This window comes from Limnothrix sp. FACHB-1083, assembly GCF_014696485.1.
Taxonomy (GTDB): domain Bacteria; phylum Cyanobacteriota; class Cyanobacteriia; order CACIAM-69d; family CACIAM-69d; genus CACIAM-69d.
Genome location: NZ_JACJQD010000006.1, coordinates 15999 through 42598, shown reverse-complemented (window position 1 = coordinate 42598; position 26600 = coordinate 15999). Strand labels below are relative to the sequence as shown.

At 55.7% G+C, this 26600-nt stretch carries 26 protein-coding genes and 2 tRNA genes; 18 read left to right on the top strand and 10 right to left on the bottom strand.

The window, feature by feature from the left end:
- Positions 1-127: 127 nt before the first annotated feature.
- From H6F46_RS09310 to pilM, 3 genes are all read right to left on the bottom strand, one after another.
- On the bottom strand, positions 128-904 hold the full coding sequence (locus H6F46_RS09310; protein WP_099534313.1) for a hypothetical protein: 777 nt from the start codon (positions 902-904) through the stop codon (positions 128-130).
- Positions 894-1850 carry a PilN domain-containing protein gene (locus tag H6F46_RS09305; RefSeq protein ID WP_190354568.1) on the bottom strand — a complete coding sequence of 319 codons (957 nt, stop codon included), beginning with the start codon at positions 1848-1850 and terminating at the stop codon, positions 894-896. The genes H6F46_RS09310 and H6F46_RS09305 overlap by 11 nt, the downstream gene beginning before the upstream one ends.
- Positions 1851-2071: 221 nt before the next feature.
- Positions 2072-3223 (bottom strand): type IV pilus assembly protein PilM, encoded by a 1152-nt coding sequence (gene pilM / locus H6F46_RS09300; protein WP_099534315.1) that lies wholly within the window; start codon positions 3221-3223, stop codon positions 2072-2074.
- Between the two features lie 299 nt (positions 3224-3522).
- Between pilM and H6F46_RS09295 the strand changes: the two genes are divergently transcribed.
- Positions 3523-4836, top strand: coding sequence for an ABC transporter substrate-binding protein (locus H6F46_RS09295; protein ID WP_190354567.1), 1314 nt, complete (start codon positions 3523-3525; stop codon positions 4834-4836).
- A 15-nt stretch (positions 4837-4851) separates the two neighbouring features.
- On the opposite strand, the gene H6F46_RS09290 is transcribed toward H6F46_RS09295, so the two are convergent.
- Both H6F46_RS09290 and H6F46_RS09285 read right to left on the bottom strand, forming a co-directional pair.
- On the bottom strand, positions 4852-5013 hold the full coding sequence (locus H6F46_RS09290) for a hypothetical protein (RefSeq protein WP_190404993.1): 162 nt from the start codon (positions 5011-5013) through the stop codon (positions 4852-4854).
- Between the two features lie 14 nt (positions 5014-5027).
- Positions 5028-5447 (bottom strand): CAAD domain-containing protein, encoded by a 420-nt coding sequence (locus H6F46_RS09285; RefSeq protein ID WP_099534318.1) that lies wholly within the window; start codon positions 5445-5447, stop codon positions 5028-5030.
- A 74-nt stretch (positions 5448-5521) separates the two neighbouring features.
- Between H6F46_RS09285 and H6F46_RS19565 the strand changes: the two genes are divergently transcribed.
- From H6F46_RS19565 to H6F46_RS09250, 8 genes are all read left to right on the top strand, one after another.
- Positions 5522-5647, top strand: coding sequence for a hypothetical protein (locus H6F46_RS19565; RefSeq protein ID WP_255508950.1), 126 nt, complete (start codon positions 5522-5524; stop codon positions 5645-5647).
- A gap of 119 nt (positions 5648-5766) precedes the next feature.
- Positions 5767-6828 carry a thiamine phosphate synthase gene (locus H6F46_RS09280; RefSeq protein WP_242027880.1) on the top strand — a complete coding sequence of 354 codons (1062 nt, stop codon included), beginning with the start codon at positions 5767-5769 and terminating at the stop codon, positions 6826-6828.
- A gap of 162 nt (positions 6829-6990) precedes the next feature.
- Positions 6991-7215, top strand: coding sequence for a sulfur carrier protein ThiS (gene thiS / locus H6F46_RS09275; RefSeq protein ID WP_190354566.1), 225 nt, complete (start codon positions 6991-6993; stop codon positions 7213-7215).
- Between the two features lie 623 nt (positions 7216-7838).
- A complete protein-coding gene (locus tag H6F46_RS09270) occupies positions 7839-10193 on the top strand; it encodes a CHAT domain-containing protein (RefSeq protein ID WP_190354565.1) in 2355 nt (784 codons plus the stop codon).
- 526 nt (positions 10194-10719) lie between these two features.
- Positions 10720-12144, top strand: a complete 1425-nt coding sequence (locus H6F46_RS09265) for a form I ribulose bisphosphate carboxylase large subunit (RefSeq protein WP_099534321.1) — start codon at positions 10720-10722, stop codon at positions 12142-12144.
- Between the two features lie 134 nt (positions 12145-12278).
- Positions 12279-12686 (top strand): chaperonin family protein RbcX, encoded by a 408-nt coding sequence (locus H6F46_RS09260; protein ID WP_099534322.1) that lies wholly within the window; start codon positions 12279-12281, stop codon positions 12684-12686.
- A 94-nt stretch (positions 12687-12780) separates the two neighbouring features.
- Entirely contained in the window at positions 12781-13116 is a 336-nt protein-coding gene (locus H6F46_RS09255) for a ribulose bisphosphate carboxylase small subunit (RefSeq protein ID WP_099534326.1), read from the top strand.
- Positions 13117-13322: 206 nt separating this feature from the next.
- Positions 13323-13844, top strand: coding sequence for a bifunctional nuclease family protein (locus H6F46_RS09250; RefSeq protein ID WP_099534323.1), 522 nt, complete (start codon positions 13323-13325; stop codon positions 13842-13844).
- On the opposite strand, the gene H6F46_RS09245 is transcribed toward H6F46_RS09250, so the two are convergent.
- On the bottom strand, positions 13825-15012 hold the full coding sequence (locus tag H6F46_RS09245; RefSeq protein ID WP_190354564.1) for a tol-pal system YbgF family protein: 1188 nt from the start codon (positions 15010-15012) through the stop codon (positions 13825-13827). The two genes, H6F46_RS09250 and H6F46_RS09245, sit on opposite strands and share 20 nt — an antisense overlap.
- A 173-nt stretch (positions 15013-15185) precedes the next feature.
- Here H6F46_RS09245 and H6F46_RS09240 point away from each other — a divergent pair, with 173 nt between their 5' ends.
- Entirely contained in the window at positions 15186-15806 is a 621-nt protein-coding gene (locus tag H6F46_RS09240) for a nuclear transport factor 2 family protein (protein WP_190354563.1), read from the top strand.
- A 93-nt stretch (positions 15807-15899) separates the two neighbouring features.
- On the opposite strand, the gene H6F46_RS09235 is transcribed toward H6F46_RS09240, so the two are convergent.
- Together H6F46_RS09235 and H6F46_RS09230 are read right to left on the bottom strand one after the other, a co-directional pair.
- Complete coding sequence (locus tag H6F46_RS09235) at positions 15900-17015, bottom strand: universal stress protein (RefSeq protein ID WP_190354562.1); 1116 nt, start codon at positions 17013-17015, stop codon at positions 15900-15902.
- A gap of 32 nt (positions 17016-17047) precedes the next feature.
- Positions 17048-18559 carry an efflux RND transporter periplasmic adaptor subunit gene (locus tag H6F46_RS09230; RefSeq protein ID WP_347278302.1) on the bottom strand — a complete coding sequence of 504 codons (1512 nt, stop codon included), beginning with the start codon at positions 18557-18559 and terminating at the stop codon, positions 17048-17050.
- A 35-nt stretch (positions 18560-18594) separates the two neighbouring features.
- Between H6F46_RS09230 and H6F46_RS19560 the strand changes: the two genes are divergently transcribed.
- The 5 genes from H6F46_RS19560 to H6F46_RS09210 all read left to right on the top strand — a co-directional run bounded on the left by H6F46_RS19560 (position 18595) and on the right by H6F46_RS09210 (position 21205).
- Positions 18595-18720, top strand: a complete 126-nt coding sequence (locus tag H6F46_RS19560; RefSeq protein ID WP_255508948.1) for a hypothetical protein — start codon at positions 18595-18597, stop codon at positions 18718-18720.
- A gap of 98 nt (positions 18721-18818) precedes the next feature.
- A tRNA-Tyr gene (locus tag H6F46_RS09225) sits at positions 18819-18903 on the top strand.
- 4 nt (positions 18904-18907) lie between these two features.
- Positions 18908-18979, top strand: a tRNA-Thr gene (locus tag H6F46_RS09220).
- An 81-nt stretch (positions 18980-19060) separates the two neighbouring features.
- The gene (gene tyrS, locus H6F46_RS09215; protein WP_190354561.1) at positions 19061-20269 is read left to right on the top strand and encodes a tyrosine--tRNA ligase; all 1209 of its coding nucleotides are present in this window, start codon (positions 19061-19063) and stop codon (positions 20267-20269) included.
- Between the two features lie 324 nt (positions 20270-20593).
- Complete coding sequence (locus H6F46_RS09210; protein ID WP_099532952.1) at positions 20594-21205, top strand: PH domain-containing protein; 612 nt, start codon at positions 20594-20596, stop codon at positions 21203-21205.
- A gap of 33 nt (positions 21206-21238) precedes the next feature.
- Here H6F46_RS09210 and era read toward each other — a convergent pair whose 3' ends face one another.
- Positions 21239-22168 (bottom strand): GTPase Era, encoded by a 930-nt coding sequence (gene era, locus H6F46_RS09205; protein ID WP_190354672.1) that lies wholly within the window; start codon positions 22166-22168, stop codon positions 21239-21241.
- Positions 22169-22617: 449 nt separating this feature from the next.
- On the opposite strand from era, the gene H6F46_RS09200 reads away from it, so the two are divergent.
- Together H6F46_RS09200 and H6F46_RS09195 are read left to right on the top strand one after the other, a co-directional pair.
- The gene (locus H6F46_RS09200; RefSeq protein ID WP_190354560.1) at positions 22618-23973 is read left to right on the top strand and encodes a bifunctional 2-polyprenyl-6-hydroxyphenol methylase/3-demethylubiquinol 3-O-methyltransferase UbiG; all 1356 of its coding nucleotides are present in this window, start codon (positions 22618-22620) and stop codon (positions 23971-23973) included.
- 230 nt (positions 23974-24203) lie between these two features.
- Entirely contained in the window at positions 24204-25550 is a 1347-nt protein-coding gene (locus tag H6F46_RS09195; RefSeq protein ID WP_190354559.1) for a class I SAM-dependent methyltransferase, read from the top strand.
- Positions 25551-25686: 136 nt separating this feature from the next.
- Here H6F46_RS09195 and H6F46_RS09190 read toward each other — a convergent pair whose 3' ends face one another.
- Positions 25687-25989: a hypothetical protein gene (locus tag H6F46_RS09190; protein WP_190354558.1), complete on the bottom strand. Its 303-nt coding sequence runs from the start codon at positions 25987-25989 to the stop codon at positions 25687-25689.
- A 43-nt stretch (positions 25990-26032) separates the two neighbouring features.
- Here H6F46_RS09190 and H6F46_RS09185 point away from each other — a divergent pair, with 43 nt between their 5' ends.
- Positions 26033-26521 carry a type IV pilin-like G/H family protein gene (locus H6F46_RS09185; protein WP_190354557.1) on the top strand — a complete coding sequence of 163 codons (489 nt, stop codon included), beginning with the start codon at positions 26033-26035 and terminating at the stop codon, positions 26519-26521.
- The last annotated feature ends 79 nt before the right edge of the window (positions 26522-26600 follow it).

The window sequence follows — 26600 nt, the reverse complement described above, 5'->3', positions numbered from 1 at the left end:
GCTGTTTTGTCGATCGTGGTTGTTGGGGTTAGGGAAAGGAAAATGGGTGTTCGCCAGGGCGATCGAGTCAGAACATCATGATGCTGCGGATCCCTCGGCCACCAATCTCGTGATTACTTTCTGGCGATTACTTGGGTGCTTCGCCCTCCGGTTTATCTGCGTTTTCGCCTGCTTTGTTGGCTTCGGCGGCGGCCTGTTGGGCCAACTCCCGAGCCGAGAGTGGTAGGAGCACCTTCAACGAAAAATTGGTTTGAATCCGAACCTGGGGCGCACCTTGGGCGACAAACTGCCCAGTTTTGTCATCAAACCGCACCGCCTGCTTGGAGAGTTTTAGCTCGGAGGTCAAATCATCGATCGCCAGCATTGACTGATAGCGCTCAAGGTTGCGCAGGATGTTGCCGGTGCGATCGTAGTCCGCCTCGAACCCCACCTTCAGCACCAGTTGCCGAATTTTGCTGTTGACCGCATCGCCCCAAGAGCCATCGGTGACCATCTCCTCCGATGGACTTTTGACCGGGACAGGTTCCAGCTTGGTGATTTGGCCAAACTGTTCAGAAACAATCCGGTTGAGATCCAGCGGCAGCACCGAAACCGTTGTGGGAGCGGGAAACAAAGCCAGTACTTGCTCTTGGGTGGCGCGGGCCCGCTGCAAATTGTCGAGGGTTTGCTGCACCTTGCGCTTTTCTTCGGCCACCTGCTCTAGGCGTTCTCGTTTGGTGGCCACATCCTCTTCAAGCTTTTTGTATTCTTCGTATTGGGGCATCACCACCTGAATCAGGAGCGCCACGCCGCCAATGACACCGACGGCGGCCACAACACCGCCGAGGATGGTGGGTGTGAAGGTAATCCCAAAAACAACGGGATCGCTGGGTTCCGTGACCGCTTGCTGTGCGCTAAACGCCATTGTTGGTATTCTCCTTAGGCTCGCTGTCGCCGGCCGGTGGGGTGAGACCGGTGTTGGGGGTTTTGCCTTGTTCAGCCAAAATGCGGCGAATGGTTTCGATGCGCACCACAAGGCCGGAGGCTCCGTTGCGATCGAGCACCGGCAGCAACTCTTCAGCGGGCTTGGTCGTATAAGCCGACTGAATCGTGTACCTAATGACCTTCGGCGCAACGATTCTAACTTGGCCACCGGCGGCCGCCGCAGTGGGCGGGGGCGCGGCTAGCACATAGGCAATGCCATCTTGCACCTCTTGGTTCGCCTGGACGATCTGGGCGGGGTTATCGATCGCCTGGCTGCCCACTAACTGAGTTTTAGCCGCATCCAAAAAGGGCGACTTTTGCAGCAGCAGCAAAAACTCGCCCACCCCTTCCAGGGAGTTGGCATAACCCTCGATGGTCAGGGTTTTCGGGGGACGAATGGGTTTGTTGGCCGCGGGCGCGGCGGCTGCGCCAGGGCTGGGTTTGGGGGTGCTGGCGGCGGCGGTGGCAGCGTTTTTGTCTTCGACCTCGCGGATGGCCGTCATCTGCACGCCCACCGGCAGTCGATCGCGCAAATCACCCAGCAGGGCAGACCAAGACTTCACGCGACTGAACACTCCCACCAAGCCTTGGGTGAGCTGGTCGATCGCCTTCATCTCTGCTTCGGCCTGGGCCGCTTTGGCCAATTCCGCTTCCAATTCCTGCAAGTCTTTATTGAGTTCGGCTTGGCTCTGTTCCAAGGCGGCTTTTTGGAACTGGAGATAGCCCCAAAATCCACCGATGGCCGCCGGAACCGCCAAACCCACCATCACACCCAAAATCAGCGGCAACTTACTCGCCTGGGCGACAGCCGCACCCGCTGTTTTGCCGGCCCCGGCGGTTTGGTACTCGGGGCGATCCTTCAGGAAGTTGATGTTGAGACTATACATAGCGAGGGCAACAGTCGGGTGGCTCGGGGTTTGCAGTCTCGGGATTCAGCTCGGTCATCACCCGGGGCAGAAGGGTGGACGATCGACAAGGGGCGATCGGGCAGGGAGTCGATGGGTCAATTCAGAAGTTGAGCGGTTGAACCGACATTAATCAACAGGGGTAACAGCAACAACCCTTGCGAGTCAATGGCTGCGCGTCGGTGGCTACGTGCTAGGGCCCCCTATTCCCGGTCATCGAGTGCATTCCGCAGCCCCAACCCTAACACGACTCCCAAGCTGGCGCGTTGGGCTTCGGTGATGTCGCTGTCGGCCTCCAAACCCAAGGACTCGATCGGGTCAACCCGCATCACGGGCACGTTTAACCGTTGAGTAAAAAACTCATCAATTTCCCCGATCGCCGCGCCGGGCCCCGCCAACATCAACTGGGCAATTTCCAAATTTTCGCTTTGGTTGAGATAGAAATCGACCGATCGCCGCAACTCATCGGCCAACTCGCCCATCATCTTCACGATCGCCACCGAACCGGGACTCATGCCCGTTGTGCCCGAAGCGGCCCCCACGGCCTCGATTTGCGAAATGGGAATGGTCATCTCCATCAGCATGTCCGTGCTGCGGCTGGGGGGCGTGTTCATCGCCCGATTCAAGGCCTCTTGCATTTGTAATGTCCCGATCGGGACTGTCCGCGAAAATTGCGGCACGCCATCCACCACAATCGCAATTTCACTGCTATCAAACTGAATATCCACCAGCACCACGGCCTGATTGGAAGCATAGCCCCGGAGCTGTTCGCGGATGGTTCGGATCAGGGCAAAGCTGCTGATTTCTAAGGTCTTGATTCGTAGCCCCGCCTGCTCAAAGGTGTCCAGGTAAGCATCTGTGACCTCCCGACGTGTGGCCACCAGCAACACTTGCACCTTTTCAATCCCATCTTCATCGGTGAAGTAGCCGAGTTTTTGATAGTCAACATCCGCCTCTTCCCGAGGAAAAGGCAGATAAAGACCCGCTTCCTGGTTCATGTATTGCCGTAGTTCATCATCATTGAGTTCCGCTGGCACAGGAATCAAACGAATCACGGTTTCACGCCCCGGAATCGCCGTGGCCACTTCCTTGACCTTGACGCGGCTATCTTGAATGACCGCCTGAATGAGTTCGGCGGCGGCGGGGGGATCCACAATCGCTCCCTCCTCAATCACGCCTTCAGGAACTTCCACGGAAGAGAGGATATTGAGCTTGAATTTCTGGCCCTTTTTTTGGAGTTGAACCAGGTTAATTCGTTCGGGTGAAATTTCGATGCCGATGCCTTTTTTCCCGCCTCCTAAGAGACTGCCGATCGCGTTGGTTAAGGGGGCAAACAAGTTTCCAGCAGCGTTCATAGTTGGGGACGGTTAGGAGACCCGAAAATGGCAGTCAAGGGGCCGATGGGCAACCATCAGGGATCCAAAATCAGGGGGATTGTTTGGCCCCAAATGGGTTGGCAGGCAGGGAATGGATGGCTCAAAAAGCCGAAAACGCTGATGGTTTCAGCACTACCATGGACTACGACGCATGGTATCCAATTTCGTTTAAGATCGCCATACCCGAGGGTAAAGAAATCTTGCTGGCCGTAGGTTTTCACGATTGACGGTGATCGGGAAATCGCCGCAAAATTCCGTGTAAATTCGGAGAGAGCACCATGGGGATGGCCAAGATGCAGCGGAGAGGGCAGCACGGAGGGTGGAGCCGTCGATCGTTCTTGCAGTTGGCTGGCGGCACGGCGATCGGGCTGGCGGCCTGTGGCCGATCAAATTCATCATCGGCGCTGCAATTTTGGACAATGCAGCTCCAGCCCAAATTCACGGACTATTTTCAGCGGGCGATCGGGGAGTTTGAATCGGCTCGATCGGGCCTGCGGGTGAATTGGCTCGATGTGCCCTGGGCCGCCATGGAAAGCAAAATTCTGACGGCGGTGGCGGCCCGCCAGGCTCCGGATGTGGTGAATTTGAACCCCAGCTTTGCCTCCCGGCTGGCGGCACGCGGGGCTTGGCTGACCTTGGGCGATCGGGTGCCTGCGGCCGTTCAAAGGCGCTACTTGCCCAATATTTGGCAAGCGAACGCGATCGGGGGCGAACCCTTTGGCGTGCCTTGGTATTTGACCACCAAGGTGACGATTTATAACCGATCGCTCCTGGAACGGGCCGGGATCGATCGGCCGCCCGCCACCTACGAGGACTTGGCGGAGTTGGCCCAACGAGTGCGCGAAAAAACTGGCAAATATGGCTTTTTCATCACCTTTGCTCCCAATGATTCGGCTGAGGTGCTGGAAGCTTTGGTGCAAATGGGGGTGACCTTGGTGGACGATCGGGGGCGGGCCGCCTTTGAGTCGGCCGCCGGGCGAGCCGCCGTGAACTACTGGGTTAACCTGTTTCGGCGGGGCTGGTTACCCCCGGAAGCCCTCACCCAAGGCCACCGTCGCGGCATTGAGCTATATCAGGCGGGAGAATCGGCTCTGGTTGGTTCCAGTCCTGAATTTTTGAATGCGATCGCCACCAATGCCCCCTCGATCGCGGCCCTGTCGGCGGCGGCTCCCCAAGTGGTTGGTTCCTCCGGGGTGCGCAGTGTGGCCGTGATGAATCTCACCATTCCCAAAAAATCGCCCCGAGCCGAAGCGGCCGTCGATTTTGCTCTGTTTTTAACGGACGATCGCCACCAACTCAGCTTTGCCCAGGCTGCCAACGTGTTGCCCTCCACCCAAGGCGCTCTGGCCAGCTTGCGGGCTAGCCTGGCCCAGGCCACGCGCCAAGGTAACTCCAGCGCGATCGACCAAGCCCGCAAAATTGCCGCCGACCAACTGACCAGCGCCCGCGTGTTGCTGCCCCCAATTAAAAACCTGAAGGATCTTCAGCAAATTTTGTATGAAAACATCCAAGGCGCGTTGCTAGACGAAAAAAGCGTTGATCAAGCCCTGCGGGATGCGGCGATCGAGTGGAATCGTTTAGCCCCCAGCTAGGTAGATTCCCAAACATCAAAAGGGACAGCACCACACAGGGCTGTCCCTTTCATCGGTCTTGGTCGAAAATTGGGGTTGCGATCGATACCGCACCGGTTTGCGATCAAACACCTCACCCGTGGCGAGGGGCGATCGAGCGATAGGAACTGGCGCGGCCTGAGATTGCCCAATCTCCATAGCCAACCAGGAAACTACTTTTGACCCAACACCTGACCCTTCAGGGTTGCAATCTTGCTGGAGAGTTCCTGACGGTTTTCGGCCCGCAGCAGGTAGCGATAAATGAACCAACCGGTGTAGGTGGCCCCAATCAGCTCGAACGTGGGCGACAGCAGCGGGATCTCGTTGATTGCACCCAACAGGGCCAACAGGATCTTCACTGAAATCAGCGCGAAAACAATCAGAGCGACGGTGACTACGGGCTGACGGTATTCGCCATAGAACTTGCCGATGTATTCCGGCAGTTTGGCCAAAAAGTCAGAAACTTGGTCAAGGATTTGCTGAAACTCAGCGTTGCTTGCTTCTTCGCTACTGGCCGGGGCTAGCGAACCGCCTTTTTCGGCACTTACGGAGCCAGCGTCGGCATAGTCAGATTTTTGCAGTTCGGGTTCCATTGTTCACGACCGATATACAGCGTTTCGATAGTAGACTGCTGCCGCAAAGGGGGACTGTCCGATCAAAACATCCGATGGGAACAGTTGTTTTGGGGGGACAGCTCACGGTTTACGCAGTCAGTCCGGTGTGTGGTGGGTTGGGCTGGAGCGAGGGGCATTCCCGATCGAGCGATCGTGGTTTAGCTAGGAAAATACCCTAGACTCTTCAGAACTGCAATCCTGGGACGATCGCCCGGCAAGGGGCCTGCCGAAAGTCTAACCAAGCTAGCACGGCCGATGAATATCGGTAGATGGAAGTTTTGTTGAGCAGGGCGAAACCATGAGTGAACCAATGGAACAACGGGGACTGGCTTCTCAATCCCGATCGACCCGATCGGCCGTTTTGCGAATTTTGGATGCCAACCTCGATCGGGCCCGGGAAGGCCTGCGGATTGTCGAGGAATGGTGTCGGTTTGGCCTAGAAAGTGCCGAACTCACCGAGCAGTGCAAAGCCATGCGCCACGAGTTGGCCCAATGGCACAGCGATGAAATGCGATCGGCCCGCAACACCCCCGCCGATCCCGGCACAGCCCTGACCCACAGCAACGAAGAGACCCGATCGAGCATTCAAGCCGTTTTGCAGGCCAATCTGTGCCGAGTGCAGGAAGCCCTCCGCTCGATCGAGGAATATGGCAAGCTGCTATCCCCCGAGCTATCCCAAGCTTGCAAGCAACTGCGCTACCAAACTTACAGCCTAGAGAGCCGTTTGCAGGGACGGAACCGCCACCAACAATTGGCAGCCGCCCGGCTTTATTTGGTCACCTCACCCCATGAATACCTCTTTGAGGTGGTGGAAGAGGCCCTCAAGGGGGGGCTGTCCCTCGTGCAATATCGCGACAAAAACGAGGACGATGGGCGGCGCTTGGCCAATGCCCAACGACTTTGCGACTTGTGCCATCACTACGGGGCGCTGTTTTTGGTGAACGATCGGGTTGATGTGGCGATCTCCGTCGGGGCCGATGGGGTTCACCTGGGTCAGCAGGATTTTCCTTTGGAAGCGGCCCGGCAGATTTTGGGACCCGAATATCTCATTGGCTGCTCCACCACCAACCCGGCTGAAATGGAGCGGGCCCTGCGAGGCGGTGCTGATTACATCGGTGTGGGCCCCGTCTATGAAACCCCCACCAAAGCGGGCAAGGCGGCCGCTGGGTTGGAGTATGTGGCTTTTGCGGCGGAAAAGTCGCCGGTTCCCTGGTTTGCGATCGGGGGCATTGATGCCCAAAACTTGCCGGCCGTTTTGGAAGCCGGTGCGCAACGGGTGGCCGTGGTGCGGGCCCTGATGGCCGCAGAGCAACCCAAACAAGTCACTCAATATTTACTGTCCCAACTTTACGCCCGATAACTTCGCGTCCTTTAACTTCGCGCCTTTTAACTCCAAGCCCTTGAGTCCTTTGGGCAGGACGGGGGCACAACCCGATCGCCGGGACTGTTGCCCCAATTGCAGCAAACTTTCCACATACCCAGACCCTTTGAGCCGTTTTTGAGCCGTTTTGGAGGATCCTTCATGAGTGAGCTATCCAGTTCAACCATTGCCTTGCAGGTGAATGGCGAAGCCCGCCACTGTGCTCCTGGCACGCAGCTCCCGGATTTTTTGACACAATTGGGACTAAATCCGCGTTTGGTGGCTGTGGAATATAACGGTGAAATCTTGCATCGGCAGTTCTGGGAGCGCACCACGCTACAGGGGGGCGATCGGCTGGAGATTGTCACGATCGTGGGTGGCGGCTAAGGGTGGGGCTAGGGGTTTAGCCCCCTTGTCTGTCAGGTAGGCGGGCCGACAATCTGGAGATGGAGTCGTCGGAATTGCCTGATCGGGCCCGATCGGGATGGATTGCCCACCGATGCCCAAACCATCAAAGGCGGATGATTTTGAAGCGGATGATTTTGAAGGATTGCGACTCGGGAAATTGCAATTCAGGAAATTTGGATCCAGGGCAATAACGATTCAGCTCGATTTAGGTTGATTTAGGTTGATTTAGGTTGATTGCCCATCAGGTTGATTGCTCACCGATCGCTACTGATCGCCCAGTGATCACCCAGTGATCTCCACCGATTGCTCACCGATCATCTAAACCGATCGTCCGATGGGGCGCGATCGCAAAAAAAGCTCCCCACCCGAAGGCGGAGAGCTGAGATATCGTCAGGGTGCATCTACCTGTCTTTTCCCTTCGCAGAACCATACGGTTGATCCGGAGAAGCTGACGAAAAAAGTTTTAGCTAGTTTGGTTTTTGATTGTTCTTATTTACTTTCCGCTTGTTCGCTTTCCTTTTGTTCGCTTTTTTCCATTGCCACCCTATGGCTGTCTGATTTTTGGCTGTCTGATTGTTCGCCCGCTGTAGCGCCCTTGTCCTATGCCGACTTCCGTGATCGCCAAAGCCGTCTTGGAATTTCACCTGTCGATTACGCCGTTGGGTGGGGACGATCGGGTGTTGATTCGCACGGAGCGAGCGCCTAAGGGAGTGATGTTGGCAGAAGAGCAAGCCATTTGGCCGATCGGGGAATGGTTGGTGCAGGCGGAACGGTTGATGGCGGATCCTCTGTGGGATCTGTTTCGCACGGAGCCAGCAACCGATGAGCGCCTGGCCAGTCTGGTGGCCTTGGGAGAACAGCTATACAGCGCTTTATTTCAAGGCTCCATTCGCGATCGATGGATTTCTGCCCAAAGCGTGGCCGATAGCCAAGATGCGGCACTGCATTTGCGGTTGGGACTGCGGGGCGATCGACTGCTGCAATTGCCCTGGGAAGCGCTCTATGGCGATGGGCGATTGTTGACCACGGGCACGGATATCACCTTTTCTCGCTATCGATCGCAGTTTGGCCGCTCCGGTAGCTTTGATGCGCGGCGGTTGACCCTGCGCCGTTCAGACTCATTGCGAATTTTGGTGGCCCTGGCGGCTCCCGACGACCAAGCGGCCTTGGCCGTGGAGCAAGAAGTGGGGCGGTTGCGCCAAGAGCTGCAACAAACCACCGCCCACATGGAAATTGATGTGCTGGATCAGCCCGATCGGGAACAACTCACCCACGCCCTTGAACAGGGGCAATACCATGTTTTTCACTACGCCGGCCACAGTGACCCGGGCCCCGATGGGGGCAGTTTGCACTTGGTGAATCGGCGCACGGGTCTGGCGGAACCCTTGGCGGGCAACGACTTGGCGGGGCTGTTGGTGAATAACGGCGTGTGGCTGGCTTTTTTGAATTCTTGTCGGGGCAGCGACTCGCCGGTTTATCGATCGGATGCGCCGGAAACCGATGCGGACACGTTGGCGGCGGCCCTGATGCGGCGCGGTGTGCCGGGGGTGCTGGCGATGTCGGAGCAAATTCCCGACGATGTGGCGATTACTCTGATGCAGTTGTTTTATCGCAACCTGCGTCCAGACTATTCCCTAGATTTAGCCACCAGTCGAATGCGTCAGGGGTTGGTTTCCACCTATGGTTCGGCGCAGTTCTATTGGGCCTTGCCCATTTTGTATTTGCATCCCGATTTTGACGGGCTGCTATTTGCGGCGGGTGTACCCATCTCGCTGCCGGGGCGATCGCCCTTAATTCCCAACGGTGAGCCACTGCCCACCACGCCCCGATCGCCCGATGAGTCGGGGTTGCGGCCCCCAATGCCCCTCAAGGGTCTGGCGGATGAGCAGCTAGCGGATGATCAGTGGGCTGACCAAACCATGGCGGTGAATCTGGAGGAACTGGTGGCGCGATCGCCCTCAGATGCCTCAAGGGGTGATCACCCGGCAGCGAGCCAGGGTGGCTCCAATCATCAAAAGGGCCAAGAGGGTCAGGGGCATTTATTTTCTGCGGCCTCCTCATCCGCTGCGGCCTCATCCCCTGCGGCTCCATCGGCGGATCGATCGCACCCTCGGTTTGACCTGGGATCCGCCGACGCGGACAACGCTGCCCGATCGGGGGCTGCCAAGGCCGTCACAGTGCCCCAATCTTGGTTAGTGGCCGGAGCCTTGGCCGTGCTGTTGGGGGCGGGCGGGTTGTGGTGGACGGGGGCCCGATCGGGAACCCAATCGCAGCCAACGCCCCAACCCACCGCCCCGATCGCCCAATCCCTGAATCCGCCAAACGACTGGAACAACACCGACACGGAAACAGTGCAGGCGATCGCCCTGCAAGCCTTGCGCCAAAAGCAACTCCCCACCGCTGTTCAGGCGATCGAAGCCCTGCTGGCCCCCAACCGCAACGCCGCCGCCATTGCTCGGGACGTGCTGCAAACCCTCCCCAACAGCCAAGACACCGCCGAAACCCTCTTCTTGCGCGGGCGGGTGACCTGGCAACTGGCACGCCAACAGCAACCGGACTACAGCTTCAACGATGCCCAGCGGTTTTGGGAGCTGGCCATTCAACAAAACCCCAATGATCCGCGCTATCACCTGGCCTTAGGGTTTGCGCATTTTCAGACCCAAACCCTCGATCGGGCTGAGCAAGCCTTTGCCGAATCCCTGAACCTCTCCCAAACGGCTGACGGAGCCATCCTCAGCGATAACCTGGCCCTCACCGCCCAAGCCGGACTCGCACTGGTGGCCCAGGCCCGGGCCCAACAAAACAACGACTCCGCAGCCCTGCAACAGGCCATTCGCTACCGTGATCAGGTGCAAGCCAATGCTGGCAGCCAGTTTCAGCCCCCCGTTTTGGCGCAAAATTGGCTCTGGACAGAGTTGGCCCTCAGTCAATGGCAGCAACTACTCAGCCGATCGTAATCTTTTGAAATCTTGCCATTTGCCCCGATCGAGCGACCCCAAAACCGGGGCCAGATCTCCCCTTTGTTGGCCAGAGTTTGGCTCCGTTGGCTTGCGCTGTGCCCCTTTGCCCCGTTTTCTCGATCCCAATGCTCGATCGCCTTTGCTACGAACCGTAACGTTAATTACGAAAATTCATAAGATCCCAAAGTATTTGCAAAGTTCTAGCTATACCTTTCCTGATATATTTTTTTTGGGCAATTCGGCTACAACTTCGCGAGAGTGCAGCCCGTTGGCGGTATCGTCTCGACCGTCACCTTTGAAGAAACTGCTTCTCTCGGATTTCTAGCTGCTTGATCGCTCGTCTAAGCGCCGATTCATCGAAAATAATGCAATTTGCATAATGCGGTTCGCATTCCTCGGTTTGCGAAGCTCCAAGATCTAAGGGGCTTCGCAAGATTCTGCTGTGAAGACGCTGCTGATCTCTCAATCGCCCACCACTTTCGCCGACCCTCGATCGACGAAGCAGTTCTTAGGAAGGGACGTTATGGCTTACGCACAGACGCAATCAAAAGCTGGCTACGACGCTGGCGTAAAAGACTACAAGCTGACCTATTACACGCCGGACTACACGCCGAAAGATACTGATATTTTGGCTGCGTTCCGCATGACCCCGCAACCGGGCGTTCCCCCGGAAGAAGCTGGGGCAGCCGTGGCCGCTGAGTCCTCGACCGGGACTTGGACCACTGTGTGGACTGACCTGCTGACCGACCTCGATCGCTACAAGGGTCGTTGCTACGATCTAGAGCCGGTTCCCGGTGAAGACAACCAATACATTGCCTACATCGCCTATCCCCTGGATCTGTTTGAAGAAGGCTCCGTTACCAACCTGCTGACCTCGCTGGTGGGTAACGTTTTCGGCTTTAAAGCCCTGAAAGCGCTGCGTCTGGAAGACTTGCGGATTCCCGTCGCTTACCTGAAGACCTTCCAAGGCCCCCCGCACGGGATCCAAGTAGAGCGCGATCGGATCAACAAGTACGGTCGTCCCCTGCTGGGTTGCACCATCAAACCCAAATTGGGTCTGTCGGCGAAGAACTACGGTCGTGCAGTGTACGAATGTCTGCGCGGCGGTCTGGACTTCACCAAAGACGACGAAAACATCAACTCGCAGCCCTTCCAACGTTGGCGCGATCGCTTCTTGTTTGTGGCTGATGCCATTCACAAGGCGCAAGCGGAAACCGGCGAAATCAAGGGTCACTACCTGAACGTGACCGCTGCCACCTGCGAAGAAATGCTGAAGCGGGCCGAGTACGCCAAAGAACTCGAAATGCCCATCATCATGCATGACTTCTTGACGGCTGGCTTCACCGCCAACACCACCCTGTCGCACTGGTGCCGTAACAACGGCGTGCTGCTGCACATCCACCGCGCCATGCACGCGGTAATCGACCGTCAGAAGAACCACGGGATCCACTTCCGTGTGCTGTCGAAGTGCTTGCGGATGTCCGGTGGTGACCACATCCACACCGGTACGGTGGTCGGTAAGCTGGAAGGCGACCAAGCCGTAACCCTGGGCTTTGTGGACTTGCTGCGCGAAAACTACATCGAGCAAGACCGCAGCCGTGGGATCTACTTCACCCAAGACTGGGCTTCGATGCCGGGCGTGATGGCCGTGGCTTCGGGTGGTATTCACGTGTGGCACATGCCCGCACTGGTTGACATCTTCGGCGATGACGCGGTGCTGCAATTCGGCGGTGGTACGCTGGGTCACCCCTGGGGTAATGCTCCGGGTGCAACGGCCAACCGTGTGGCTCTGGAAGCTTGCGTCCAAGCCCGTAACGAAGGCCGCAACCTGCTGCGTGAAGGCGGCGACATCCTGCGTGAGGCTGCTCGTTGGTCTCCTGACCTGGCTGTGGCCCTGGAACTGTGGAAGGAAATCAAGTTCGAGTTCGAGGCGGTTGATACCGTCTGATGATGCGGCGAGCCGGTTGATTGGCCGATCGAGGGGGAAGCTGCGCACCGATGGAAATCGGTAAGCCGGTAGCGGTTTCTGAAGCTGCGATCGTCTAGCATCGTGAGAACGTTGGGCGATCGCGGAGGCTGCGTATGGATCTCAAGCAAATTGCCAAGGATACGGCCAAAACGCTGCAAAGCTATTTGACCTACCAGGCAATGCGGACTGTCCTCGCGCAACTACATGAAACTAATCCCCCCAAGGCGGTTTGGCTGCATCGGTTTTCGGCGGAGAGCAACTTGCAAGATGGGGAAGCCTACTTGCAATCCCTGCTGACTGTTGATCCGGATTTGGCCTTTCGTCTGATGACGGTGCGTGATGAGTTGGTCAGTGATGTGACTGACTATTTGCCGGAGATGGTGCGTGAAGGGGTTCAAAAGTCCAATGGCCATCTCCGTCGCCAGCACCTCGAACGGCTAACACAACTGGTTTTGGCTGAGGAACCCGATCGACTCCTGGAATCGGAGCGGCGATCGGGTGACCACTCGATCGATGATTAATTCCACTCCTGGAATTAGCCACGGGATGAGTGAATCGCATTCGAATTGCATTCGTTGAAGTTTTTTCTCTTCGCCCCGTTTGGAGACAACTGGCATGAAGACTCTGCCCAAAGAGCGTCGTTTTGAGACCTTCTCGTATCTGCCTCCCCTCAGCGACCAACAGATCGCCAAGCAAATCCAGTACATGATCGACCAGGGCTACATCCCCGGTGTTGAGTTCAACGAGAACTCGGATCCCGAGGTGTACTACTGGACGATGTGGAAGTTGCCCCTGTTCAACGCGCGTTCGGTGCAAGAAGTGTTGACCGAAGTGCAAGCTTGCCGCTCGGAATATGGCAACTGCTACATCCGTGTTGTGGGCTTCGACAACATCAAGCAGTGCCAATCGGTGGGCTTCATTGTGCACCGTCCTAACCTGAGCCGCTACTAAGTCGCGGTGGGAGCTAGCTAGCGCGATCGAGATCGTTAGCGGCTAAAGTGGTCATTTTGAATCAGCAGCAGGGGTGAGGTTGACTCGCCCCTGTTTGTTTTTCTGCGGGTTTTTTCCGTAATCCCGCCGATTGGCAGGGCATACTGAGAACAGGCTTGAAGGCGAATACCGGTCAATCGCTCACGGATGCTACGGATGCTGGGTCTATGGTGGAAATGAAGGTTGCGGGAATTGCATTGGATGCGGCGAGCCGCACGCCGATCGTGTTGCTTCGAGATACGGCCGATCGGCGTGCCCTCCCGATCTACATTGGGCCGGATCAAGCCAAGGCGATCATCAGTGCCATGGAGGATCGGCCACCGCCGCGCCCGCTCACCCATGATTTGATGGCGAATCTGCTCCAGGCTTGGGAAATGACTCTGGAGAAGGTGATTGTCCATTCGCTGCAAGATGGCACGTTCTATGCGGTGCTCTGTGTACGGCAAGGGGATGTGCAAAAGGATATTGATGCGCGCCCAAGCGACGCGATCGCCCTGGCCCTGCGCACCGATAGCCCCATTTGGGTGATGGAGGAGGTGATTGCCGATGCTTCGGTGCCGGTCGATCGGGACGCGGACGAGGCCGAGCAAGCTGCTTTTCGGGACTTTCTTGCCAATTTACGCCCGGAGGACTTCTCGGAGCGGGGCAATCGTTTCCAGGGCGAGCCGACTAGCGAATCGGAGAGTTAGGGCGACAGAAGCTGACGCGGCTGTAAAGGGCGAAGGCGGCATCTTCGCGCATGGGCTGGGCGTTGCGGCGAGGAACAGGGACTTGGGGATTGAGCCGATCGAGCAATTCTCGGTAATCCAAGGCTGTTTCCGCAAAACCGGTGAACCGATCAAACACCCGGGCGATCGGGGTTTGTTGAGCCACAAAGGTCACGAGGGCGTTCCATTGGGTGCGCCGGGTGGGGCGACCGTCATCCAATTCCTGCACAAAGGAGTTGGGCGAGAATCCCATGGGCGCAAAGGCCACACCCCGATCGAACTGATAGGCACTTTCGCAAAGGCGCAAAATGCAGCCCCGATCGGGTAAATGCAAATCCACAAGAGGAACCCAATCTTGGGTTTGATCTCGGCGCACAATTTGGCCGCGTGCATTCAAATCAATCACCGATTCCACCACGGGCACGGCTCCTAACACGCGCTGGCTCACCTCTGCCCACCGGAAAGCCAAGGTTCCCAACTGGTGTCGATCGTTTTCGCAAATCACGATCGGGTCTGGATCAACGGATTGGAAATGCTTGATGGTGAAAGCTTTGACGGCTTGTACCGCTTTTTCATCCACACAAAAGCAGGGAATTTGGTGCGATTGGAGGGCTTCCGCATAGACTTGCAGTTCTCCCAAGAGGCCGGTGCGATAGAGTCGCCAATCGCGGCTGGGCAACTGCATCCGGGCGGTGTAGGGATCTAAGTCAAAAATGCGGGCAAATTGTTTCGCCGCTTCCGGGCGATCGTCCGAGGCGATCGGTTCCAAAATTAAGATGCCGTGGGCTGGTTTTTGGGGTCGATCGCCCTGGTTCGCGCCTTGATGGGTGGCTTGGCTGGCGGCGGCTCGGGCTTGGGTAATGGCGGCTTGGCGTTGGGTGCGATCGGCTGTTTCCAATCGCTGCAACCCCTGGCGAGCTTGGGCCAAAATCTTGGGATTGGGGTTAGTTGTGTTTTTCAGCAGCTCTCGATAAATGGGTTCCGCCACCGTCGGCCGCCCCGCCAGCTCATGGAGCCGTGCCGCATAGAGTTGCACCCAAGGATCGCGTGGGTGGCTGGTGAGCAGTGGATTCAGCAACCGGGCGGCGGTGCGATAGTCCTTGTTTTTAAAGGCTTCGATCACGCGATCGATTTCGGGAGGACGACTCATGGGCGATCGAACCTACGATGGCCGTTGCAGCAAGGGATGGGGGAACTAAACTCAACTCAATTCAACCAAACCCAAAAATCTAGATCCCAAAAACCTAGATCCCAAAAATCTAGATCCCAAACTAGACGCTAACAACGATTCAAGGGGAAGGAATTGTGATGATGGATCCAAGCATGGCACAGGTATGGCGGCGGTTGCGAGTGGCGATCCTTGGCGCTGTAATTGGCGCGATCGGAACCGGAGCCATGGTTTGCCCGCAGTCGCTGGCCGCCGCCCTCACTCAGCCCCACCGGGCCGAGACCCAACCGGAGCGCCCCCAAATGCCACCCCGAATGCCACCCCGAACGCCACCCCGGATGCGTTCACCCGTGGAGTTGACCGAAAATCAGGTTCGATCGCGCTTGGAAGGGCTGCTGGCCGCCATCAAAAACCAAGATATTGAGGCGATCGTCAGCTTCTATGCACCCAATGCGGCAATTCGGGCAACGGTGAACCTCGCCGGAGGATCTCAAATGATTCGGCTTGACGGTCGCCAACAAATTCGAGATTTGCTGGAGCTAGCCTATCCCCAAATGCGCATGACCGCCGTTCGCTACGAAGATTTGGTGATTGAGATTTCGCCCGATCGCTCCCAAGCGGTGGTGACCTGCACCCTGTTTCAGTCGGCGCTGGCTCGCGATCAGCCCCTGAACAGTGTGGCGAATCAGCGGTTGGTGTTTCGCGTCATTGATCAAGAAATTCTGATTACCGAAGACATTTCTGAGGAAACGAGTCGTAGTTTTCCCAAAAATTAGCCCTAACCTAGCGGCCCTGTGGGAAATTCGTGACCGGGAAAATTGCCTAAAAATTCCCGCGCTGAAAACCGGAAACCCCTTGGAAAATATTGATCAAGACTCAGCAGAATTCTGAGAGCGTGGGGCGCGGCTGTCATGACTCATGATGTGCAAATCCACTGACTGCTCCGTTAGGAGATTCATCAATCGGTAGGTTAAAGAACCGCGCAGCAATAATTGCCACCGCGATCGACGGGTTTCGCCCAGCACAATTTGTGTAATTCGATAATCTCGGGCCACTTTGGCGATCGCCTGGGGAATGTTGGAGGCTTGAACTTGTAAAAACTCCCCCCCAAACTCCTCACAAAGTCGCTGACAGCCCTCAATTTGGAGAGCTTCGCTTTTGCTTAAAAACCGATCGGGCGGACAAACAAATAAGCCATATAAGGGCGCATTCATATAGCTCGCCAAACGCGCTGCCCGTCGTAATAGGCGCATCGATCCTTCGTAGGTCGAAACACAGACCAACACGCGCTCGTGAATGTTACAAAATGGAGTGCTGGGATCTTGGTCGATCGCCTGTTCTTCAACATTGTCGGCCACTTCCCGCAAGGCCAATTCTCGCAGAGCAATCAGGTGGCGACGCTGAAAGAAATTGGTCAACGCTTGGGGAATTTTATCCAGGGCATAAACCTTCCCATCCTGTAGGCGCTCTTCCAAGGTTTCAGGGGTGACATCAATCACCACCACCTCATTCGCTTCCTCAAGAATTCGATCGGGCACGCGCTCTCGAATCACCACACCGGTAATTTGAGTCACGAGATCGTTGAGGCTTTCTAAATGCTGAATATTCAGCGTGGAAAACACATCAATTCCCGCCGCCAAAATCAGCTCCACATCTTGATAGCGCTTGGGGCGATCGCTCGTGGGCACATTGGTATGGGCCAGCTCATCAATTAACACCAACTGGGGCTGGCGATCGCAAATGGCGGCCACATCCATCTCTGGCAGCAATCGATTTTGGTAAGCAATTTGGGCGGGGGAAACCACCTCCAACCCGATCGCTTTGTCGGCGGTTTCTTTGCGGCCATGGGTTTCCAATAACCCAATCACCACATCCACGCCCTCTGCTTTTAATTGCTGGCCTTCTTCCAACATGCGGTAAGTTTTGCCAACACCGGGAGCCATGCCGATGAAGACTTTATGTTTACCGCGTTTGGGAATATGCATGAGCCGATCGCCCTTTCAAACTGACTGCGCCCCTAGGGATTGGCCGATCGCCCATTGCCGGGTTTCGCCTTGTTATTCAAGATGCTGTCGAGGGTCTGCCCCGGGGGCAAATCCGTGAAGACCCGATCGCCCGGCTTAATGCCTTGGAGTACCTGCACCTGATTGCCCAAGGTGGGGCCCAAAACCACCGCGCGAAACTCGGGCTTTTGGGTGGCATTGGGGACTAAAACGCCCGTGCGCCCGCGATCGGTCACCACGGCCACCGTCGGCACAACCACGGCTTGGGGCAGGCGATCGCCCACAAAGACCAAATCCACATTCATGCCCGATCGCAACACCTCCTGCCCTGACAGAATCGCCACGCGCACTTCAAAGGAGGTGACATCGCGCTCCCGAATCGCTTCCGGAGCCACCAGCTTCACCCGTCCCCGAAAGACCCGATCGGGATAGGCATCGGCCGTAATTTCCACCGTTTGCCCCAACTTGATTTGCCCAATGTCCACTTCCGGAACCCGCGCCAACACCTCCAACCCGCTGGCCAGAGCCGCGATCGAGGTGGAAGTTGCTCCACTGCCGGAGGAAGCGGACGTGGTGGGGGTCACGAAGGAGCCGGGTTCCGCATACTTTTGGGAAATGAATCCGGCAAAGGGCGCACGGACCACGGTGTCATTCAATTGCGTTTGGATCAGGGCCATTTGGGCGCGGGCCTCGGCCACATCGGCCCGGGCGGCGGCGATGTCCTCAATCCGGGAACCGTTCCGAATTCGATCGCGCCCCTTTTGGGATTCCACCAACGCCGCCTTGGCTCGATCGACATCCGCCTTGGCACTGCGGGCCTCTTGCTCAAACCCATCCAGGCGATCGCGCTCAATTACTCCCGCTTCCGCCAGCGATCGGTTGCGTTCCAGCCGTTCCCGCGCCAAATCCAGCCGCGCCTGGGCACTCACCACATCCGCGCGCGATCGATTAACGCGAGCTTCCGCCTCGGCAATTTCTTCCGGTCGGTTGCCGGTTTGGGCCTCCGCCAGCCTTGCTTGGGCCCGCGCCAAGCCGGCCTGGGCCCGTGCCAGTTGCGCCTGTAGCTCCGCATCATCCATCCGGGCAATCACTTGGCCCTTTTGCACCGCATCTCCCTGTTCCACATACAACTCCAGCAGTCGTCCAGAGGTTTTGGGACTCAGGTTCACGGTTTGGATCGGGCGGATAGTGCCGCTTGCATCAATCTTGACCGTCAAATCAGCGGAGGTGACCGGAACGGTCAGCTTGGCCAAGGGATCAACCGCCGGATCCGCTGGCTTGCGCAATTGCCACAGACCCCAACCGGCGGCTCCCAAGATGGCCGTGGCCGCCACCCCAAACAAAGGCCAAAACAAACGGCGCGATCGCTGCTCCCATTGGTTCAGCTCCTGGAGTGCCGAGGGTGAGGCTGGGGGGGCAGATCCAGAGTCCGAATCAGCAGCCGGGGCACTTGATGGAGATCGCTGGGCCGTGCCCGATCGACCCGCATTCGATCGCTGGGTATCAGGCTGAGACTCAAGTTGCACAGGTTGCTACTCAGAACGCGCTAACTATATCCATTATGAAAGGGATTGGGCGAACTGCGGGAGCCGCCGCCCGGCGAAATCTCCACACCCGGCGATCGCCCCAGCGGCCTCCCGATCGTCCCCAGTTTTTGCCCCCAGCGTTGCCCAAGATCCCGCCCTAGCCGGGCCAAGCGCTGCCTCAAAAAAATTTAAAAAAATTTTGGGCTGCCTATTGGGAATTTTCGATCCTTGTGCTATTGTTATCTCCCGTGGTGGAAGCGGGTCGATGCCCGAGTGGTTAATGGGGACGGACTGTAAATCCGTTGGCTATGCCTACGCTGGTTCAAATCCAGCTCGGCCCACCACCCCGCCTCTGTAGCTCAGTGGTAGAGCGCACCCTTGGTAAGGGTGAGGTCACGAGTTCAATCCTCGTCAGAGGCTCTTTTGATCAGCTCATTGAAATCTTTGAGCTTCGATTGTCAACCCCTATTCAGTCCCTATAGCGAATTGAGCGCACCAGTTATGGCAGCGTCTAACTTCGATTGGCTCCATCGCGGAACCGCCGATATTTTTCCCAACCAACCCGACTCAGCGGATCCGACCCAGAACCTAGAGCGGTTGTTGGCCACGACCGATCGCCCCTTGCGCGTCAAGCTCGGCATTGACCCCACCGGCAGCGAGATTCACCTGGGGCACAGCATTCCCGTTCGCAAATTGCGCGCTTTCCAGGATGCGGGCCACACCGCCGTCCTGATTATTGGCGATTTCACCGCTCGCATTGGCGACCCCACCGGTAAATCGGAAGTGCGCAAGCAACTGACCGAAGCGCAAGTGCAAGCCAACGCGGAAACCTATTTGGAACAGGTGCGATCGATCCTGGATTTTGAAACGCCTGGCCGCCTGGAGGTGCGCTACAACTCCGAGTGGTTAGCCAAGCTGGACTTAGGCAAAATCCTGGAACTCCTCAGCACCATGACCGTTGGCCAAATGTTGGCCAAGGAAGGATTTGCGGAGCGCTATCAGCAGGAAAGTCCCATCTTTTTGCATGAATTTCTTTATCCGTTGATGCAGGGCTACGATTCCGTGGCTGTGCGGGCGGATGTGGAACTGGGTGGCACAGACCAAAAGTTCAACCTAGCCGTAGGGCGAGATTTGCAGCGCCACTTTGGCCAAAAACCACAATTTGGATTGCTCACGCCCATCTTGATCGGGACAGATGGGGTGCAAAAAATGTCCAAATCCTTGGGGAACTATGTGGCCCTGCGAGAAGACCCGCTCACCATGTATTCCAAGCTGGAAAAGGTGGCCGATGCGCAACTGGAAACCTACTTTGAACTGATGACGGATTTACCGTTGGATCAGTTGCCCGAAAATCCCCGCGATCGCCAGAAATTGTTGGCCCTGGAAATTACCCAACAAATCCATGGCGAGGCGATCGCCCTGCAAGCCCAAAAAGATGCCATGAATTTGGTGTCGGGCGGTGGCGGTGCGGAAAATGTACCGGAATTTTCCTTGGCGCAGGTGGAATTTCCGGCTCCAATTTTCTATCTTTTGAGTGCCACAAAGTTATGCACCACCAGTAGCGAAGCCCGTCGCCAAATTCAAGGGGGCGGTGTGAAACTGGATGGCGAAAAGCTGGCGGATGTGAACCAAAAGTTTGAATCGGCGGCGGATTTGTTGGGCAAAGTGCTGCAAGTGGGAAAAAAGAAATTTGTGCGATTAGTCGCCTAGGAACAGCCCAAAGCCTAGTAGCGCGATAGGGTTAATACATTGGGTCAACGTTGCGGGGCCAGTCGTGGTAACAAGGGGCTTAAGCCCCTTGCTGCTTAACGATCAGGTGATGGCAACAGCCATATCATTTAACCCAGCGAATTAAGGCAGCCACGCTACTAGCCTGAGAGTTGATTGCCCCTGGCAACCAACAAAATTCGATTGTTATACTGGCCGGCCGGGCTAGCCTCAAAATGGTTACTCAAGCCAGCCTGGCAAGGTTGGGCAAAGTAATGCTGGGCTGGGCAATGCTGGGCTAGGGCTAATCAACAATCGGTGATTCCCATGTTTAAGAGTTTGGCTTCGGATGCCTTGGGTCTCAGTGATATTGGGGTGGTGATTCGTCCCCAGGATTACGGCAAAGTTGATGCGGACGACTACATCATCAATGAAGAAGGCGAGAAAATCTATTTTTTGATTAAGTCCAAGATGGATGAATATTGCTTCACCAACTTGGCGCTAATCCATGTGGATGGCACATCGGCTGTCAGCAAAAAACGCACTTTGCGGCGCTTTAACTATGCCCACCATGCCATTTCCCATGTGACTTTGGAAACGGCGGGAACGCTCGATCGGGATGTGGAAATTAAGTTTTCCATGGGCAGCCAGCATTACTCGATCGATGTGGCCAAAGTCCATATTCACGAACTCAAGGACTTGTATAAGGCCCTGCTGAAAATTGCCTTGATTCAGCAGGAAAATACTGCGTTCCACGGCTATGCACAAACCAGTTTGAACACGGCGGCCACCACCATCAGCCGATCGACCAGCACTTCAACGGCCGAAGAGCAATTCAAGGCAATTAACCAATACGCATTCAATTGGTTAAAGCTGGCCCATGAGTCCTATGTGCGCAAGGATTTTGGGGAAGTTTTCGAGAAGTTTATTAATAACTAATCGCTCGCGGCTAACTTCTTGCGGGGTTGTCGCCTAATCTTCTTCAATTCGGTAACCCAAATCGGCCAGGCGAGCGGGCGATCGCCGCCATTTGGGTTGCAGCTTCACGTACAACTCCAGGTAAACCTTGCCATCAATTAACTTTTGAATTTGTTCGCGGGCTGCCGTGCCGATCGCCTTCAGCATGGAACCACCTTTGCCGATCAAGATTGCCTTTTGGCTGGCCCGTTCAATGTGAATGGTGGCTAATACGCGGGTAATTTTCGGGGTTTCCTCTACCCGATCGATTTCCACCGCCACGGAATGGGGAATTTCGTCCCGGGCATGGAGCAAAATTTGCTCGCGAATTAGTTCGCCCATAATGAATCGCTCGGGGCGATCGGTCACCAATTCCGGGGGGTAATAAAACGGGCCCGGCGGCAGTCGATCGATCAGCGCCTGCAATAGGTCTTCTGTCCCTTCGCCCTGGAGCGCCGAAAACCGCACGATCGGCCAACCCCGATCGGCCGCCAGGGCCACGTAGGACGCTTCCACCGTCGGATCCGTTTGCAGATCAATTTTGTTCAGCCCCAAAACCACCGGTACGGGTGCTTGGGCCAGCCACTCGGCCACGAAGCGATCGCCCCCGCCTGCTTCCACCGACCCATCGACCACAAACAGCAGCAAATCTGCCGAATGGATGGCCATGCGTGCATTGGCCACCAACACTTTGCCCAATTCGTGGTGGGGCTTATGAATCCCGGGCGTGTCTACAAACACAATTTGCGCATCATCCCGGGTCAGGATGCCCCGCAGTCGGTTGCGAGTGGTTTGGGCGATCGGGGAGACAATGGCCACCTTTTGCCCCACCAAACCATTCATCAGCGTGGACTTGCCCATATTTGGCCGCCCCACAATTCCCACAAAGCCCGATCGAAAATCGTCGGGAGCCGTCGGAATTCCCAAGTTCAGCGCCTCTAGCATTTCATCCAACGAGTTGGCCACAGCGGCGCGATCGTCCGTTGGCTGGGAATGCTGTTCAATGCTCATAGGGTTGCGACTGACGATGTGGGAAATGGTGTTGGAGAAGATGGCAGGACAAGCCGTTCAAAAGTTTTCAGCCCACGGTGAAATCCATGGTGAGGCCGATTGCTGAGCCGATTGTGCAGCCAATCGCTAGACAAGTTGTTCAACAAATTGTTAAACAATTTGTTAAACAAATCGTGAAACCAACTGTTAAAACGGATCGGCGATCGGGCGGCAGGTAGCGGATTTGGGGCGATCGCTTCGGGATCGAAATGGGGCAATATGGCCAAGGTAGCCTCGGCAACCGCTTGACCACGGCCAATCCATGGCCCCGTCAAGATTCTAACCCGCCCTTGCCGTTGGGTCTTCCCACCCTTGCGTTAGGACAACTATTCGTTAACCCCCGCATGACCGAGCCATCCCTCTTGCCTTCTCCCACGAATCCCGCTGACGATCCGCTTGAGGATCCCCTTGCCAAGGTGCGGGCCCAGTTCGATCGCGCCCCCTATCCCCGCATTCCGCTCGATCGCTTACCGGCCGAAACCCATACCTACTGGCACGATTTCCGCACCGCCTACTATCGTCGCAACCAAAAAATCGCCAACACCGAAGGGCGGTTGATGCTGGATGTGGGCTGTGGCAGTGGATACGGCGTGTTGAGCATGGCTTTGGCCAACCCCGGTGCGCGCATTGTGGGGGTGGACTTGTCGCCCGCTTCCGTGGACTTGGCCCAAAAGCGCTTGGAGCATCATGGATTGGGCGATCGCGTGGAATTTCATGCATTGGCAATGGAAGAATTGCCGCAATTAGGCATGGAATTTGACTACATTAACTGCGATGAATTGCTATATCTGCAACCGGATCCTGCCGATGGGTTGGCGGCCATGAAAGCCGTCTTGAAACCCGATGGCATTATTCGTTCCAATCTCCATAGTCTTTATCAGCGATTTGACTATTTCAAGGCCCAAAGCTTGGCTCACCTGATTGGGTTGATGGATGACAATCCGGGTGAGCTGGAAATGGGAATTCTGACTGAGTTGATGGAGTCTTTGAAGGATACAACACTCCTGAAAATGCGAATTTGGGATTCTGGAAAAATGAAGGATGAACAGCGGGTGATGATGAACCTGTTGTTTCAGCGCGATCGGGGATTTACTATTCCGCAGCTTTTTGACTATATTGATCGCTCCGGTCTGGAATTCATTAGCATGACCGATTGGCAGTCCTGGGAAGTGACGGATCTGTTCAAAGACCCAGAAAATATGCCCATTTCGATCGCTTTTGGATTATCAGAAGCGCCGATTTCCGATCAACTACACTTTTTTGACTTGATTCGATCGAACCATCGACTTTTAGATTTCTGGTGTGGTCATCCTGACGCGGCGCAACCCTGGACAGCCCTCAGCGATTGGGAACCAGAAGATTGGCATCAGTCCCGAGCCGCGCTTCACCCGCAGTTAGATACGCCAGAATTTGCCGCAGACCTCAAAAATGTGGTTTTAAAGGGCACTGATTTAAAGTTGAGTCAACACTTGTCTCTGAACTGGGGTTGGGAGTCGGTCAGCAGCGCGATCGCCCTTGGGTTGTTGCCCCTGTTGGAAGGGACGAAAACCTTTACGGAACTCGCAGATTCGCTGCAACAATTGCGCCCTGTAGATCCAGTAACCTTGGAACCCATTGCGCGATCGGAAGTGGAAGCCGCCTTGCGTTATCTGCTCTCGGAATTGGGTCAAGCGGGTTATTTGTTGGTTGAACTTGCCTGAATTGAACTCGCTTGAGTTGAACTGAATTAATTGGTGAATTGAACTGACGAGTTGACGAATTAACTTGACTTGGCACGAATTTTGTGAAAATTCACGAGAACGCGAACAAAGTAAAGCCAAATTAATCCGAGTCAAATCAAATTCAAACCAAACTCAAGTCAAATTCAAGTCAAGCCAGATTGAATCGAATTGATTGATTTTGCAGCCCTGATTGGAAGCCCTGATTTGCCATGAATTTTGAATCTTCCGCTGAACGAGAAGCCTGGATTCAGCGACAGTTTGACCAAACGCCTTATCCTCGCGAACCGATCGAAACGGCTCCCGATAGTCAGCCCGACGAATTTCATGCCCACTCCTTGGCTACCGCATTCTATGCCCGTGATCGCCGATCGGTCAGCTCCGAAGGAATGCAGATTCTGGATGTGGGTTGCGGCAGCGGCTTTAAGGGGTTGATGTTGGCTCACCTGAACCCGGGAACAACCATTACCGGCATCGATCTTTCTCCGGCTTCGATCGATGTGGCGATCGAGCGATTTCGGCGGTTTGATTTGCTCGATCGGGCCAAATTTTTAACCCTCAATATCGATCAGCTTCCTAGCCTCAATCAGCAATTTGACTACATCAACTGCGATGAGGTGCTGTATCTGTTGGAAGATCCCCTCGCTAGTTTGCGGTTGATGGCCAGCGTGCTGAAACCAACGGGTATTTTGCGAGTGAATCTGCATAGCTTCAACACTCGAATTCCCGTGCTTTGTGCCCAGGAATTTTTGCGGGATGTGGGCGCAATTACACCTGATCGGGATGAAAAAACCACCATGGCCCTGGTGGAATCCATTGTGTTGTCCCTGAATCCGCGCAATGTGGATGTGCGGAAAATGTGGGATCGCAATGACACTGACAATCCTGATATTCGCGAGCGGATCTTGGCTTTTAATTTCATGCTCCACGGCGATCGGGGATTTTCAGTGCCGGAGGTGTTTGACCTAGTTGATGGTGCAAACTTACAGGTCATTGCCCCGGTGGAACCCCAGGATTGGGCAGTGAAAACTATGCTGGATCTGGAGCAATTTCCCGAGGAACTGCGATCGCGATTTGAGAAAATCAGTTGGCGTGAGCAGATGTATTGGCACGATCTGTTGGTTAGCCGCAACCGATTGATCGACATATTCTGTACGCCAAAAACCATGGCAGAACCGCCGCAGTCGCCCACGGTTGAGCAGTTGATCCAGCAGCCCGATCGCACCCAAGCGGTGCTGCACCCACTTCTGAACAATCCAGAATTTGAAGCTGCCCTCGTGGAATCCTGCCGCTACCTCAAGCCCCTGAACTTCGCGAAATTTTTGCGGCGGCCGGAAGGCATCGCAGCGGCCAGTGCCAGCCTAGTGCCTGTGTTGGTTCCGCTGTTGACGGGGCCCCAACCGATTACGCAACTGATCGATCGGTTCATGCGGGTGCGGCCCCTGAACCCAGTCGATCGCTCACCAGTCGATCGCGCCAGTGCCACCCAAGCGGTTTGCAGCTTCTTGCGGGACTTGGAAACCTTCGGCTACATCTTCCTAGAGTCCACTGAGGCCTAGAGCCTGTCGTCAAATCGCCTGAGACCCTGATCTCACTGTTCATGGATCGTGGAAGACAAGGGGCTTAAGCCCCTTGCTACCGAACGATTTGGCAACGGTAGCAATCACTTGAACGGTAGCAATCATTTGAGCTGACCTATAAAAATAAGCTTGCCGCAGTACTGGGATTGACCCAAAATTCAGCATTTCCCAAACGGCATTCCTTGGGCATCCCGAAAAATGGTGCTGAACAGGTGCTCCGCTCGCCCGTCAGGATCGCGGAAATCATGATCCTGATCCAAAAGCCACCTAAAAATTCCTTGGGGTTAACTCGCGAATATGCCTGTTTAGCAAGGGTTTTCAGGCTTTTTCCCTTGACCCCAAAAAAATTCTGCTGCGGTTGATATGAATCCCCGGTAACCTGGGTAAGTTGCAAGCATGAGGGGAACAAAATCCCCACCTTCCCAACCTTCCTCCCCCGACTCTCGAGGAGACTATCCCAGATGAAAGCTGAATTCAAAGCCAAGCTGATCCAACACCTCGCCCAGCGCCGCAACAGCGAAGAAGGCTTCACCCTGATTGAACTGCTGGTTGTAATCATCATCATCGGTATTCTGGCAGCAATTGCTCTGCCCTCCTTCCTCAACCAAGCCGCTAAGGCTCGTCAGTCGGAAGGTAGCACCTATGTTGGTTCGCTCAACCGTGCTCAACAGGCTTACTACGTGGAGCAAGGTAAGTTTGCTGCTGACCTGAAGACCCTGAACGCTGGTATCAAGGAAAAAACCGATAACTTCGAGTACAAGACCGTTGGTACCGACACGGAAGCAACCAGCACCGCTGATAAGCTGCAAGCTTCTCTGAAGAGCTTCAAGGGCGTGGTGAAGTTGGAAGACCAACAAGCCAAGGCTATCTTGTGCATCACGGCTAAGGAAAATGAAGCTGCTAGCGCCGCTACCAAGTTGGCTAGCGACTCTACCAAGGATTGCAACTAATCAAGGCTAGCGCAGTCCATTGCGAAAATGGATAGCCTTGGGTGGAGCCAGTGTTGTCGCTGGCTCCACCTTGTTTTTT

Excerpts from the sequence above, each read along its gene's own strand:
- H6F46_RS09185 (WP_190354557.1), top strand. The coding sequence starts at position 26,033 with ATGAAAGCTGAATTCAAAGCCAAGCTGATCCAACACCTCGCCCAGCGC.
- H6F46_RS09195 (WP_190354559.1), top strand. The coding sequence starts at position 24,204 with ATGAATTTTGAATCTTCCGCTGAACGAGAAGCCTGGATTCAGCGACAG.
- H6F46_RS09290 (WP_190404993.1), bottom strand. The coding sequence starts at position 5,013 with ATGGAGATTGGGCAATCTCAGGCCGCGCCAGTTCCTATCGCTCGATCG.
- H6F46_RS09260 (WP_099534322.1), top strand. The coding sequence starts at position 12,279 with ATGGATCTCAAGCAAATTGCCAAGGATACGGCCAAAACGCTGCAAAGC.
- H6F46_RS09305 (WP_190354568.1), bottom strand. The coding sequence starts at position 1,850 with ATGTATAGTCTCAACATCAACTTCCTGAAGGATCGCCCCGAGTACCAA.
- H6F46_RS09255 (WP_099534326.1), top strand. The coding sequence starts at position 12,781 with ATGAAGACTCTGCCCAAAGAGCGTCGTTTTGAGACCTTCTCGTATCTG.
- H6F46_RS09310 (WP_099534313.1), bottom strand. The coding sequence starts at position 904 with ATGGCGTTTAGCGCACAGCAAGCGGTCACGGAACCCAGCGATCCCGTT.
- H6F46_RS09295 (WP_190354567.1), top strand. The coding sequence starts at position 3,523 with ATGGGGATGGCCAAGATGCAGCGGAGAGGGCAGCACGGAGGGTGGAGC.
- H6F46_RS09265 (WP_099534321.1), top strand. The coding sequence starts at position 10,720 with ATGGCTTACGCACAGACGCAATCAAAAGCTGGCTACGACGCTGGCGTA.
- H6F46_RS09200 (WP_190354560.1), top strand. The coding sequence starts at position 22,618 with ATGACCGAGCCATCCCTCTTGCCTTCTCCCACGAATCCCGCTGACGAT.
- H6F46_RS09240 (WP_190354563.1), top strand. The coding sequence starts at position 15,186 with ATGGCACAGGTATGGCGGCGGTTGCGAGTGGCGATCCTTGGCGCTGTA.
- pilM (WP_099534315.1), bottom strand. The coding sequence starts at position 3,223 with ATGAACGCTGCTGGAAACTTGTTTGCCCCCTTAACCAACGCGATCGGC.
- H6F46_RS09235 (WP_190354562.1), bottom strand. The coding sequence starts at position 17,015 with ATGCATATTCCCAAACGCGGTAAACATAAAGTCTTCATCGGCATGGCT.
- H6F46_RS09250 (WP_099534323.1), top strand. The coding sequence starts at position 13,323 with ATGGTGGAAATGAAGGTTGCGGGAATTGCATTGGATGCGGCGAGCCGC.
- tyrS (WP_190354561.1), top strand. The coding sequence starts at position 19,061 with ATGGCAGCGTCTAACTTCGATTGGCTCCATCGCGGAACCGCCGATATT.
- thiS (WP_190354566.1), top strand. The coding sequence starts at position 6,991 with ATGAGTGAGCTATCCAGTTCAACCATTGCCTTGCAGGTGAATGGCGAA.
- H6F46_RS19560 (WP_255508948.1), top strand. The coding sequence starts at position 18,595 with ATGAAAGGGATTGGGCGAACTGCGGGAGCCGCCGCCCGGCGAAATCTC.
- era (WP_190354672.1), bottom strand. The coding sequence starts at position 22,168 with ATGCTAGAGGCGCTGAACTTGGGAATTCCGACGGCTCCCGACGATTTT.
- H6F46_RS09285 (WP_099534318.1), bottom strand. The coding sequence starts at position 5,447 with ATGGAACCCGAACTGCAAAAATCTGACTATGCCGACGCTGGCTCCGTA.
- H6F46_RS09245 (WP_190354564.1), bottom strand. The coding sequence starts at position 15,012 with ATGAGTCGTCCTCCCGAAATCGATCGCGTGATCGAAGCCTTTAAAAAC.
- H6F46_RS09280 (WP_242027880.1), top strand. The coding sequence starts at position 5,767 with ATGAGTGAACCAATGGAACAACGGGGACTGGCTTCTCAATCCCGATCG.
- H6F46_RS09270 (WP_190354565.1), top strand. The coding sequence starts at position 7,839 with ATGCCGACTTCCGTGATCGCCAAAGCCGTCTTGGAATTTCACCTGTCG.
- H6F46_RS19565 (WP_255508950.1), top strand. The coding sequence starts at position 5,522 with ATGGGAACAGTTGTTTTGGGGGGACAGCTCACGGTTTACGCAGTCAGT.
- H6F46_RS09210 (WP_099532952.1), top strand. The coding sequence starts at position 20,594 with ATGTTTAAGAGTTTGGCTTCGGATGCCTTGGGTCTCAGTGATATTGGG.